General features: G+C 54.0%; 11 protein-coding genes and 1 tRNA gene. 6 read left to right on the top strand and 6 right to left on the bottom strand.

Features of this window, described 5'->3' with window-relative positions; genetic code table 11:
• Positions 1-59 precede the first annotated feature (59 nt).
• Entirely contained in the window at positions 60-1,013 is a 954-nt protein-coding gene (locus ABF824_RS12730) for a hypothetical protein (RefSeq protein ID WP_415489399.1), read from the top strand.
• Between the two features lie 11 nt (positions 1,014-1,024).
• On the opposite strand, the gene ABF824_RS12735 is transcribed toward ABF824_RS12730, so the two are convergent.
• The 6 genes from ABF824_RS12735 to ABF824_RS12760 form a co-directional block, all read right to left on the bottom strand.
• Entirely contained in the window at positions 1,025-1,618 is a 594-nt protein-coding gene (locus tag ABF824_RS12735; RefSeq protein ID WP_415489400.1) for a membrane integrity-associated transporter subunit PqiC, read from the bottom strand.
• A gap of 46 nt (positions 1,619-1,664) precedes the next feature.
• The gene (locus tag ABF824_RS12740; protein WP_415489401.1) at positions 1,665-2,516 is read right to left on the bottom strand and encodes an MlaD family protein; all 852 of its coding nucleotides are present in this window, start codon (positions 2,514-2,516) and stop codon (positions 1,665-1,667) included.
• Between the two features lie 124 nt (positions 2,517-2,640).
• Entirely contained in the window at positions 2,641-3,363 is a 723-nt protein-coding gene (locus ABF824_RS12745) for an ABC transporter ATP-binding protein (RefSeq protein WP_415489409.1), read from the bottom strand.
• Between the two features lie 114 nt (positions 3,364-3,477).
• Positions 3,478-4,653, bottom strand: a complete 1,176-nt coding sequence (locus ABF824_RS12750) for an ABC transporter permease (protein WP_415489402.1) — start codon at positions 4,651-4,653, stop codon at positions 3,478-3,480.
• A 149-nt stretch (positions 4,654-4,802) separates the two neighbouring features.
• Positions 4,803-6,215 (bottom strand): DUF2252 domain-containing protein, encoded by a 1,413-nt coding sequence (locus ABF824_RS12755; RefSeq protein ID WP_415489403.1) that lies wholly within the window; start codon positions 6,213-6,215, stop codon positions 4,803-4,805.
• Positions 6,216-6,239: 24 nt separating this feature from the next.
• A complete protein-coding gene (locus ABF824_RS12760) occupies positions 6,240-7,670 on the bottom strand; it encodes an amino acid permease (RefSeq protein WP_415489404.1) in 1,431 nt (476 codons plus the stop codon).
• A 186-nt stretch (positions 7,671-7,856) separates the two neighbouring features.
• Here ABF824_RS12760 and argC point away from each other — a divergent pair, with 186 nt between their 5' ends.
• The 5 genes from argC to ABF824_RS12785 form a co-directional block, all read left to right on the top strand.
• Complete coding sequence (gene argC, locus ABF824_RS12765; RefSeq protein WP_415489405.1) at positions 7,857-8,780, top strand: N-acetyl-gamma-glutamyl-phosphate reductase; 924 nt, start codon at positions 7,857-7,859, stop codon at positions 8,778-8,780.
• Between the two features lie 25 nt (positions 8,781-8,805).
• On the top strand, positions 8,806-9,453 hold the full coding sequence (gene grxB, locus ABF824_RS12770; RefSeq protein ID WP_415489406.1) for a glutaredoxin 2: 648 nt from the start codon (positions 8,806-8,808) through the stop codon (positions 9,451-9,453).
• Between the two features lie 52 nt (positions 9,454-9,505).
• Positions 9,506-9,590: transfer RNA gene (locus ABF824_RS12775), tRNA-Leu, on the top strand.
• A gap of 17 nt (positions 9,591-9,607) precedes the next feature.
• Complete coding sequence (locus ABF824_RS12780; RefSeq protein ID WP_415489407.1) at positions 9,608-10,795, top strand: phosphoserine transaminase; 1,188 nt, start codon at positions 9,608-9,610, stop codon at positions 10,793-10,795.
• 472 nt (positions 10,796-11,267) lie between these two features.
• Positions 11,268-13,063 (top strand): glycosyltransferase (locus ABF824_RS12785; protein ID WP_415489408.1); only part of this gene is annotated, 1,796 nt, incomplete at its 3' end.

Below are 13,063 nucleotides of genomic sequence, written 5' to 3' on the forward strand. Positions count from 1 at the left end.
ATCTTATTGTTCGTGCTAATTCTTTCACAAGAAATATATCTAAAGGAAAGACTGTTTACATGATATATTCTCGGCTGCCTTTAGCTCTGGCCCTCTTGCTGACGGTTCGACATGCCTATGCGCAAGATGCGAGCCCGGCCATACAGTCTTCCCTACAGGCCTGTTACGCTGGCAAAGGCCCCTGTGCTCTTGATTTCAACCGACAGAAGAAAATTCTTGAGCATACTCTCAAGATCAATCCTGAATTTGCGAGCATTCGCAATGCCGTATTTGATTGCCGAATGAAGACAGGCACCTGTCTGTATGTTTCCGAAGAGGGTTTTGGACATAGCGACAAGGCAACGACAAACCGACTGGAAAACGTCACCTTGTTCGGAAATAGAGCCATCGACGGCATCACGATGAATTACGATGTGCCGAAAGATTATATCACAAATGCTGCCATCGCGCTTTCAAGTGTTGCCCTGCGGGGCTTTAACCACGGTCTTGTTCTGGGAAGTGGTGTGTGGGGCGTTGACATGTTCAACGTGACGATCGGGGGAGGCAATGTTGGGATATATGTTCCTCCCAACACGAAAGATGCTGGTGAAAGAAGCACTTTTGTCGGTGGCACGATCTACAATAATACGGTGGCAGGGCTTGATGAGGAATCCACCGAAGAACTGAATTTCGTTGGCACAAGCTTCGATTACAACAGTCAGCAGATGATTCTGAATGGTCCGACGGAATTTTCGGGCCATCTTGAAAACGGACAGAACGGCAAGCCGGAGATCGTTCTCAAAGCACTTCCCGGTGTACCTGCTGGCTCCCTCTATATGAGCCCGGGATCGACCATCACCGTCAATGGCTGGAATCCGCAGACACCCCAGCAACCCTGTTACGTGGAAAGCACTGTTTCCTGGAGTAACCTTTTGCTTCCGGCGACATTATATGGGTTTGGCGGCACTGAAGGGCCGGTATGTGGTCCTGCCACGGTGCAGACATGGGACCACAAGCCGTTCAGTTCAAAATAACGGACAAAGCCTCATCGCGGCAGTGAAATGGCGATCCGATCGGAAAGCTGGCTGACCAGAGAGTTGATGATGGCCACATTTTTTTCGTCACTGATTGCCGCTTCATTGCTCGTAAAGGTTGCCCTCTCAACATGCTCAGGCTCGCTTTCGTTTGTTGGTACGAAAGCCCAACTGGCTTCCATGACCGATGGGCTGGATTGAGCAATATCGAGACGGGAGAGCGTCACGACAAGGCGGGCTGAAGCAGGCCGCGCCAGCGACTGTTCAGTGACAACCAGATCGGGACGGGCTGCCCCGATACGTGCTGTCACCATGTCAGTGATTCCATCGGACAACCGTTCCGCCCAGCGGCCGTTCGGACTGCGACGCAACGCGCTTCCGTCACGGACCATGATATCCTGTGAATCGAGATAGTTTGGCAGAGCGACCCGCCGCACTTCAATCACAGGAGCATTGCTCATGACGGGTCCGGTGACGGGCATGCCTGACGTTGCCGGACCTTGCAGGGTGTAGAGGTGCAAAGGGGCGCTGGAACAGCCTGCAAGTGAAAGGCAGAACGTTACTCCGGCAGCAATAATTGCTTTCCTCTTATATGCCACCATCATGATTCACCTTACATATCATAAAGAATAACGCGTCTGAGGGAACGGTTTACTGTCGCCGTCCCATCAGAAGAAGCTGAGGATTGCGCTCTACATCACTCGCAAAGCCTCTGAGAGACGAGGCTGCGGCAGCAATATCCCGCAGAGCAGAGTCGAGATTGTCCCTGTCAGCAGAACGGGGTGACAGAATGCTTTGAACACTCTCAAGAGCCTTCCGCGCCTGATCAGTTGCCTTTGTGGCGCTGGCGAGCGTGGCATGGAGTTCGGCGCCGCGGTTTTCCATCTCGCTGTTGCTCGTCCGCATGAGTCGGTCGATGTCGGTCAAGGTGATGCTCATCTTGCCCTGAAGGTCGGTAATCGTGTGGGTTGCCGTTTTGAGCAGTTGCTGAGCATCCGACGATGTATCCTGAAGGCTTGTCGCCAGGGCAGGGAGACGATCATTCAGCTTTGCGGCGACTTCGTGGATGGAAACAACGGCCTCATCCGCATGAACCGCCAGTTGCTTGAGCGGCAGATCCGTCAAGGTTTCCTTGAATTTCTGCATGGCAGAAGCATGTGTCGGAATTTCAGGCAGAGTGGTTACGATTGGATGCAATTCTGCTGGAGAACCGGGGAAGAAATCCAGATTGATGTTGAGCGTGCCTGTCACGAAACTCTGTAGATTCTGTTCCGCCCGCAGACCGCGTGCGATCACTTCGTGCAGATCAAGCTGCTTTGAAGAGGTATCATCCGTGTGGATGATGTGAACCTGACTAGGTTCGAGACTGACCTCCACAGGAATGTAGGCAACATTGTTCTGAGGGTTGTAGCGAAGAGAAATCTTGCTGACGGACCCGACCCTGACACCGCGAAAAGTGACAGGAGCGCCGATTGACAGGCCGCCGACAGAATCCTCGAACACGATGACAGCTCGGACATTTTTTGAAAACAGGTTCGTATTTCCAAAAAATATCAACGACAGAATCCCCAGTAAAATCCCACCTGTAACAAACAGGCCGATAAGGGTTTGCCGTGTGGCTCCTGTTTCACTGGCCATTGGTAGTCGGGCCTTTCGTGGCTGGCTCGGCGGACGGTACATCACTGTCGCGGTTCATGAAGGCATGCACCAGAGGATCGGTGCAATGGTCGCGCAGATCTCTCGGAGAGCCATGCGCGATGGGGGTCTTGGTCTGGGCATCGAGGAAAATCCCATCATCCGCGATGGCAAACAGACTCGGCAGTTCGTGGCTGACGATCACAATGGTTGCTCCCAATCCGTCTCGCAGGCTGAGAATGAGATCGTCGAGCCGCGCCGAGGTGATGGGATCGAGACCGGCCGATGGTTCGTCAAAAAACAGCACATCGGGGTCGAGTGCGATGGCGCGCGCGAGTCCGGCCCGTTTTTTCATGCCGCCGGATATTTCGGACGGATAGAGATCAATCGCATGGGAGAGACCCACAAGGCCGAGCTTGAGTTCCACCAGATGACGGATCGCAGGCTTGCTGAGGCGGGTGAACATCTCCAGTGGCAGCCCGACATTTTCGCCAATGGTCATTGAGGACCATAGTGCGCCACTCTGGAACAGGACACCAAAGCGTCTGTTCAACGTCGTTCTGTGCGTGTCCGATCCCGACCAGTAATCGTCACCATCGACCAGATATGTGCCTGTTTTCGGTGGCAGAAGACCGATCATGCTGCGCAGGATTGTGCTTTTTCCGCACCCGGAGCCACCCATGATGGCAAAGATCGAACCGCGTTTTACATCCATATTGATGTTTTTCTGGATGATTTTCTCACCATAGCCGATGGTGATGTCACGCAACGAGAGAATGGCTTTGTCGGTGTGCTCAGGCGAGGCGATGTGGGAGGAATCCTGCATGGGTCAGATATTCAGAATATTCGCGATGACAGCGAATATCGCGTCAAGCGCGATTACGCCTACAATCCCGACCACCACCGCAGACGTTGCAGATGTTCCCACGTCTGCGGCGCTCCGTCCGGCTTTCAGACCGATGCGACATGCTGTCAGCCCGATCATGGCAGCAAAGACAAGCGATTTCGCGAAACCAAATTCAAACTGGGTCAGATTCACTGCGTAGAAGGTCTGGTGAAGATAACCAGCGCCCGTGATGTCCGGCAACATGCCGACGGATACCGTGTAACCACCCAGAATGCTCATCACGCAGCCGTAAAGATAAAGCAGCGGCATCATGATCATCAGGGACAGGACAGACGGCAGCAGAATATAGCTCGAAATGGGGATGCCAAAGACCTGCAACGCGTCGATCTCTTCGTTTCCAAGCATGGTGGCGATGCGGGCCGCGTAGGCACCACCCGTTCTGCCCGCCATGATGATGGCGGTCATGACGGCAGAGAGTTCGCGCACACAGGCAATTCCGACCAGATTGGCGACATAGATATCGGCGGAGAATTTCTGCAACTGAACTGCGCCAACAAACGCCAGAATGGCTCCCACCAGAAAATTTACGACACAGACGATGAGGAGCGCTGAGGGACCCGCATCGAATATGTTGGTGAACAGATCCCGCCAACGCATACCGCCATGACCGCTGAGAGCCTTGGGAGCTGTTTTCGCCGTATCGATCCCTAGCGACGTGACGGCGCCGACTTCTGTCAGCGTGGCAATCGTAAAAGCTCCACTCAACTGGAAGGGATTGAAAAAAGGGGTTTTATGTTCCGTCGGTGCTTGTGGCGCTTCCGGCAGAAGGGCCAGCAGACATTGCATGCCACGCGGCAGATCATCGTCGTGAAAGGTCATGCCTGCTTTGTTGGCTGTTCGTTTAACGCTCCACAAAAAGGAGATGAGAGAAGAGTCCCATCGTTCGACATGAGCTACGTCAATTCCAAGCGTGGAACCGGCCTGTTTAAGCTTGTCGAGAGCGTTTGAGGGGAGTTCGAAAGGCACAGCCTCATCAACCGTCCAGTCCCCCGAGATACGTAATACGGATTCCTGTCCTGTCGAGGAGAGGGTCCATTCCGGATGAGAGTGGGGCACCCCGCCTGAAGGCGGAGAGGTGCTGGGAGGAGAACTGGTCATAATTATGTCAAAGACGGTAATTCAATTGATGCTGCTTGGCCAGACGGCAACCTGCGAACTCACGAAATGTTATAATTACAAATCGTCTATGTGGGTATTTTTGAAAATAAAATACAGAATATTCAGATCGTTATAATAAAATCCTCATTTCATTTCTTAAGATCTTTTGGGGCTGCCAAAACATTTTTTGCAGACAGATTTTCGCAGAAAGCACGCCAGTCCAGTTCTGTCTGTCGGGCATAGCGCACCGAAAAAGAGGCAATGGCGTCAGCGAAGCTTCGGCCTTTACCAATATATCCGGCTATGGCGGCAACATCCCCCGTGCGGGCATGTGCCCGAGCGAGAGTGTGCCCGCAGAGCGTGGCATAATCCGAAAGTCCTTCTTCAGCGACGTCCGAGCCGATGGCGGCTAGTCGGGCGTCCTTGAGACGGCGGACATAAAACTGCCGTTCCTCGGCGGTGGATGAGGGCTTCTGCTTGGCAGGCAAAGGACTCTCACTGTGTGTCCAGCCGAGGAATGGATCAAACACGGCCTGCATCATGCGCTGGCCGGCAACCACACGCTCGCCTTCGCTGGGAAGGGTGGATGCACCGGCAAAAGGTGCGAGCACCGATTGCTGCGCTTCCTTGATCTGGAGCAGAAGAGGCTCTCCATCGGCCGAGGCAAAAAGCCCGATGGCGCAGAATGTGCCAACACTGCCGACCCCAACCACTTTAAAGATTACATCGACAAGTGCATAATGCCTAAGCAGCGCGACACGCTCCGGCGGCTGCGTTTCCCGGTAACGTTCGAAAGCCTTTTGAATGTCGGTTTCCTGTGCGCCAAGCCGCATGACCAGCGGTGGACGTTCATGCAGCCGAAGCTTGGTCCCGCTGCTGTCGATCAGTCCGAAATGACGGCGCTGACTCTCCACCATTTCTTCAACGCGGGTCTTGAGGCGCTGCCGGACTTTGCGGTCCTCGAACGCGTTGATCGCCTGCACGAAATCGATGCGATCCGCCCAGATTTCCAGCGGAGAAAGCCCCGCAAGGCGCGTCATCTGGCTCGCGTAGGTGAGCGTCATGTTCTCCGCCAGCAAACGGGATGCTTTCGCTGAGAGACCGCCCTGCTGCCCGGCCAGAATCAGAGATGTGCCAAGCCGTTTCACATCCCATTCGAATGGGGCTGGTAGCGTTTCGTCAAAATCATTGATATCGAAAACGGGCACGCCTTCAGGAGACGCATAACTGCCGAAATTGGCCAGATGACAGTCGCCACAGGCCTGCACGGTCAGGCCACTTGTCGGGGTTCTGGCGAGATCGTTGGCCATGACAATCGCAGCACCCCGTAGGAACGCAAAGGGCGATGCTTTCATGCGGGAATAACGTACGGGAAGCAGATCGGCGATCCGCTCCTTTCCCTGCGCCATCAGGCGTTCGATCGGCATGGAGCGGGCAGGGGTGGGCGTCCATTCTGCGTGGGCCGCTCGGGGCGCAGCCTTTCGCCGTGCAGCGCCCTGCTTCCATCGTTCAGCGCGGGTCAGAGGCTTCGGAGTTGAAGCTGACGTTGCGCTAACCGACATTTCTTATCCACTTCTCTGGTCGTTTTAGCGAGAGATGCTCGCTGAAGCGTCCATTGATAAGGGAGAAGAGGGTTTTTTGACAGGCGTCTTTTTCTGCTGGCGGAATTTGACGAATTGAAACGCACACCCTACCGCGACCAGAGCGCCGAGGCTGGAAATGACCGTTGGACGTTGCTGCGCATCAGCCAGCATGGCCACAATCACAAACAATATGCCAGCAATGATCGCATAATTCGCCACAGGGAAGAATGGCAGGCCGATATAGGGCCATTCAGCACCTTCCGTTATCGCGCGCCGCCGCAGGGACAGATGGGCGGTGACGATAAACAGGTAGGCGAACAGCATGATGGCACCCGTTGCGCTCAACAGGAACGCAAACACTGTTCCGGGTGCGAGAATGGAACTGAAGGCGACGAACAGGCCCACAGCGCCCGAAAAAAGAACCGCATTCCGCGGCGTGCCGTTGGATGCCGTGACAGCGAGAAAAGCGGGAGCTTCACCGCGCAGTGCAAGTCCTTTGAGGGTGCGTGTCGTCACATAGAGCGAAGAATTCAGACATGAGACGATGGCGCTGAGCACCACAATGCGCACAATGAAAGCCGCACCGGGAACATGCATTGTGGCCATCGCCAGCACGAAGGGTGACTGGCCGGGTGCGATCTGGTCCCATGGCTTGACGCAGAGAACGAGGAACAGCGACGCGATATAGAAAATGCTGATGCGCGTGCCGATTGTCCGTGTCACACGGGCGATGCTCTGTTTCGCATCGGCGGATTCAGCCGCTGCAACGGTCGCAATTTCACTTCCCACCATGGAGAACAACACGGTCGGCAGGATGGCCAGCAACGCGGCTGGCCCGTGCGGCATAAATCCGCCATGCCCGAGGAAATTGTGAACCGGCGTCGGATGGCCCCCAAGAACGCCTGTCAGGAACACACAGGCGACGAGGCAGAAGCCGACGATACAGGCCACTTTGATGAGCGACAGCCAGAACTCACACTCACCGAAGATACTGGCCGCCAAGGCGTTGATGAACACCATCGCAGCCACCAGAAGTGTGGCCACAAGCCATATGGGCAGGGCGAACCAGTTTTCCATCACAATGGCGCCGGCAATGGCCTCACTCCCCACGGTGACGACCCAGAATGCCCAGTAAAGCCACGCCGACATGAAACTGATACGCGGCCCGCAGCCTTCCCGGATGTAATCGATGAACGACCCCAGTCCCGGACGGGCGATCAGCATTTCGCCCAGCATTCGCATCACACCCATGACGAGAAGGCCGGTGAAGGCATAAGTCAGCAGAACCGACGGGCCGCAATTGGAGATTGCCGCGCTGCTCCCCACGAACAGACCCGCGCCGATCACTCCACCCAACGCGATCATCGTCACATGACGACTTTTGAGCTGGCTGACGGAGTCCATCCCCGGATCGGTTGCTGGGGCCTTCTGCATTATTGCCTGATCCTTAATGCTGAATGCTTTTGATCGTTTCGAAAGTGTGTCGAAAGAGTGGTCTCAATGCAAGCCACAGCCGCTTTTTTCATGACAATTCCGCGACAGTCCCTTCATTTCAGGGGACTGGTAACCAAGCTATATCGGTGGCTATAGAACGATCACGAACGATGAAGGGAAACGTGGATGGTAGCCGAACCTGTTGTTTTCATTGATGGAGAAGCGGGAACGACGGGGCTCGAGATTCGTGAACGCCTCATCTCCCTTCCGGTTCGGATCCATTCCATCGATCCGGCGCGCCGGAAAGACCCGAAAGCCCGTGCCGAGGCTATGGCGGCGGCGGACGTCGTCGTGTTGTGCCTGCCGGACGCGGCTTCGAAGGAAGCGGTGGAAATGATCGACCGGCTTCCATCAGAGCAGGCTCCCAAGATCCTGGATGCGAGCACGGCATTCCGGACAGCGCAGGGATGGGTGTATGGTTTCCCCGAACTCTGCGCTGATCAGCCTGAAGCCATCATGAAAGCCCGCAGAGTCTCCAATCCGGGCTGCTATCCCACAGGGGCGATTGCCCTGTTACGGCCGCTGATCGATGCAGGGGTGATGGAGCCGTCTTTTCCGGTCACGATCAATGCGGTCAGTGGTTACACCGGCGGTGGCAGAACAATGATCGAGGATCATGAACGCGAAGGTGGACCGCCGTTCATGCTCTATGGTCTGAATCTTGCGCATAAGCATCTGCCGGAAATCCGTATGCATGCGCTTCTTGAGCGGCGTCCTATCTTCGTTCCTTCAGTCGGTCATTTTCCACGGGGTATGATCGTTTCGATCCCCGTTCACATGGATCTTCTCGTCAAAGGAACCACGGCCGCGTCTGTGCGTCATATTCTGGAACAGCATTATGTCGCGTCCTCCTTTGTATCCGTGTGTGGCGCGGAGAATACGCTGCTTGCCGATACGCTGGCGGGGCAGGACGGGATGGAACTGCGTGTTCATGCTGACGAAGAGGGGCGGCATGTGGTGCTGACGGCACGTTTGGATAATCTGGGTAAAGGGGCGTCAGGCGCGGCAATCCAGAATCTTGCCCTGATGCTGGGCGTTTCCCCTTCGTAAGATTTCCATCTAAGGCAAGGTAAAAATGACCCGAACGCTTTACGTATATGAACATTGTCCTTTCTGCGTGAAGGCCCGCATGATCTTCGGCCTCAAGAACATTCCGGTCGAAGTGAAATATCTGCTGAACGATGATGAGGCTGGTCCCATCGGCATGATCGGCAAAAAAATGCTGCCGATTCTGGATGAAGACGGACACTTCATGGGCGAGAGTCTGGATATCATCGCTCACATCGACAATGTCGGTGAGAAGGTTCTGGTCGGTACGCCTGATCCGGCGATTGCGGCATGGATATCGGCGGTAGAGAAAAGCCTCTACAAGCTGATGCTGCCGCGTGTGGCCTGTGCGCCGTTCCCCGAGTTCGCCACGACAGGGGCGCGTGCCTATTTCGTGCGAAAGAAAGAGCCGTCCGTGGGCGAGTTCGCGGCCTTTCTCGAAGAGGGCTCGGATTTTGTCGCCGCCATCAATGCCGCATTGCAGGTTCTCGCGCCGCAGATACGCTCCGCAGAAGCGGTGAATGGCGTGCTTTCCACAGATGACATTCATCTTTTTGCCGCTTTACACAGCATCTCGATCATCAAAGGTGTGATTTATCCGCCCGAGGTCGAGGCTTATCGTCAGGCGCTTTCTCGACGTTCAAAGGTGCCCTTGCTGGACGAACATGCAGCCTGAATGACGAGGCGTCTTTCCTGATGCCGCGGATGCTGGTAGAGAGCAGACAGTCGCGAGAGTGGCGGAATGGTAGACGCAGTCGACTCAAAATCGACCGCCTTTTAGGCATGGGGGTTCGAGTCCCCCCTCTCGCACCAGACATTCCGGATGAACCATGACTGTTACAGCAGCGCCCGTGTTTTCCCGTTCGGGCAAGCCTCTGACGCGTCCCGCAAACCCAGATTTCTCCTCAGGCCCCTGCGCAAAGCGCCCGGGCTGGTCACTTGATGCTCTTTCAGGCGCTCTGCTTGGTCGCTCGCATCGGTCCCCGGAAGGACGGGCGCGCCTGAAAGAGGTGATCGACCGTTCGGCTGAAATTCTCGGGATGCCAGAAGGCTGGCGTCTGGGAATCGTTCCGGGCTCCGATACCGGCGCAGTGGAAATGGTGCTCTGGTCACTTCTCGGCACGCGTCCGGTCGATGTGCTTGCATTCGAAAGCTTCTCGGCTACCTGGGCGAACGATATTACAGCGCAACTGAAGCTCGATGCGCGCGTGTTGACCGCAGATTATGGCGAGCTGCCTGATCTGGCTGCCGTTGACTGGTCGAAGGACGTCGTGCTGGCATGGAACGGCACAACGTCCGGCGTTAAGTTACCCAGTGGCGCGGCTATTCCTGCCGAACGGGAAGGGCTGGTGATCTGCGACGCCACCTCGGCGGCTTTCGCCATGGATCTCCCGTGGGACAAGCTCGATGTGGTCACGTGGTCATGGCAGAAAGTGCTGGGAGGCGAGGCAGCTCACGGCATGTTGGCGCTCTCGCCTCGCGCAGTTGCGCGCCTTGAAGCCGGTCCTGCACCGCGAGCGCTCCCGAAAGTCTTCCGCCTGACGTCCAAAGGTAAGCTGATCGAAGGCATCTTTCGCGGCGATACCATCAACACACCCTCCATGCTGTGTGTTGAAGACGCGCTCGACGGTCTGAAATGGGCGAAGTCAGTCGGCGGCCTGCAAGGGTTGATAGCCCGCAGCAAAGCCAATCTGGCCGCAGTGGAAGCATGGGAAAAAGACTCATCCTGGGCTGAGTTTCTGAGCAAAGATCCGCAGCAGCGTTCCAACACAGCGATATGTCTGCGTATTATTGCTCCGTGGTTTCTTGCGCTGGACGCAGAAACTCAGGCTAAAGCCGCAAAGTCACTGGCAGGACGGCTGGCGAAAGAAGGGGTTGCCTACGACATCGCCAGCTATCGCGATGCACCCGCAGGTCTGCGCATCTGGGGAGGCGCGACGGTCGAGGCGTCCGATATCGAAGTGCTGCTGCCGTGGCTGGACTGGGCAGAAGCCGAGACCCGCGCCGAATACGCTTGATATTCGCCCGCTATTGAATCCCTCAGTCACAGAGACAGCATTATCCTGCTCTGTGACTGAGGGATTCCTCGACTGATGGTGGTTTGCACAAAATAGTTGTGATCGTAATCGAAGCTAAGATGCAGCTCACGCAATCCATTCAAACGGCTCTTTCAATAAATTCAATGCTGTTATGGATTTCGATTCATGAAACCTTCTTGATTTTTATCTTGTTTCAAGGGGTTTCTTTTCCAAAGGCTGAAAATTTCAAATATTTTCTTGGGGTTTGAGGGGAATGGTTGGAAGGAGAGTTTTGGAGCGCTTAGCTTACTTTTAACTCATGAAAATCAATATGGGCGTGTTGGTTGACAATCGTGTTTCATGAGTAAAAAAGAGAGTATGTATCAATATTGAGAAATAGCGCTAGCCTTAACTTATTCTCAATGTTGAATAACTGTTCTATATTTTCTTATATTATAATGGATGCTCTATAATGCCCAAGCCCGCGCTTACTCAAACTTCAGCTGTTCAATTTCATGGACATTTTGATGGAGTGGAGGATGGTTATGTGCGTGGATGGGCGGTGTGCAACAGCCCACGGTTCTCTCCCGTAAAGCTTCATGTGATCATTGATGGGCAGGAAGTTGCGGTGGTTATGGCCACTTTGCCCCGCGAGGATGTGCAGGCATCATTGTCATTGCCTACTCCTGAAGCTGGTTTCTCATTCGAGCTACCCGCAGAATATTTCGATGGTACGAAGCATACATTATCCTTACGCTTTGAGGACCGTTCTGTTCTGCCTCTCTCTTCTGATGGAAAGGTGACGTCAATTATTTTTGCCGGTCACCTCAAGCCTTCCTATAAAAGTTATGTGGACGGAGTGAAGCAGGGCGCTTTACGGGGATGGGTGCTCCGTGAGCAACGCGGAAAGGCGGATGAGGGCGGTGTAGTGCTGTCCATTATTGTGGATGGTGTACGTATCGGACAAACGAGAGCGGATCGATATCGTGGCGATGTCGCCAGCGTCTTGGGTTGTAACCCCAACTGTGGGTTCGAATTTGCCATACCACAATCCCTTAGGGGGAGCGGTCAGCACAAAATCGAAGTTCTTGCACTACCTGACAATGTAGCGCTTGAAGGATGCCCGATAATCACTTCTTTCGCCGATGACGCCTTTGAAAGCCGTATTATTGATGTAACCAATGAACTCGACGATCTTTACCGGCGCATGGCAAAATTGCGTCAGGAATTGCGTGATCTCGTGCCGAAACGCCCATATACTTTGGGAGATTATGATCGTTGGGCGCGCAAGTATTATCCGCTTCTGGAGAAGAGGGTAGCTGAGCAGCGTATGCGCGATAAAGGACACCCGATAGAGGCTCCCCTCGTGTCAATTCTGTGCCCAGTTTATCGTCCGCTTGCCAGTGATTTCGAAGCAGCAGTTCAGTCTGTGCTTGATCAGACCTATGAAAACTGGGAGCTTATTCTTGTTGATGACGCGGGAAAAAGTCGTGAGACGACGGACATCATTAATGGATTTGTCAAAAGAGATAATCGCGTCAAAAGTATTGTCCTGAAAAAGAATGTAGGTATTGCGGGGGCCACGAACGTGGCTATGGACGCAGCTAAAGGCCAATATGTAGCTTTCTTTGATCACGATGACATGCTGGTCAATGTGGCAATTGAAGTGATGGTTCGGGCTGCGTGCGAAACGGGGGCAAAACTTCTTTATTCGGACGAAGATAAAATAGACCAAGCTGGCTACTACCTGGAGCCTAATCTCAAGCCAGATTTTAACTATCGCTATCTTCTGGGGTGCAATTATATCTGTCATCTGACGATGGTCGAAACTAAGACAATGCGGCAAATTGGGCATCTGAGTTCAGATTATGATGGCGCTCAGGATCATGACTTTGTGCTGCGAGCCACAGAAATTCTCAAGCCGTCGGACATTTTCCATGTGCCGGAAGTTTTGTACCATTGGCGTAAAACGCCTAATTCTACTGCTGCAGATGTAAGTCAGAAGACGTATGCTATTAATGCGGGTGTAAAATGTGTAGCAGATCACCTTAAGCGTCGAAAGATTGCTTCCAAAGTATCTTCGATCCGCGGTCTTACACTTTATGGTATCGACTGGACTTTCCGTAAGCAGCCATCTGTTGATATTATTGTACCATTTAAAGATCAGGTAGATATTACTCGTAATTGTGTCGAGAATATTCTTGCTCACACGGATTATAAAAATTATACGATTACTCTGATCGATAATTGGTCTGTACGTGATGAAAC

This window comes from Acetobacter sp., assembly GCF_047721705.1.
In the GTDB taxonomy this organism is placed as follows: Bacteria; Pseudomonadota; Alphaproteobacteria; order Acetobacterales; family Acetobacteraceae; genus Acetobacter.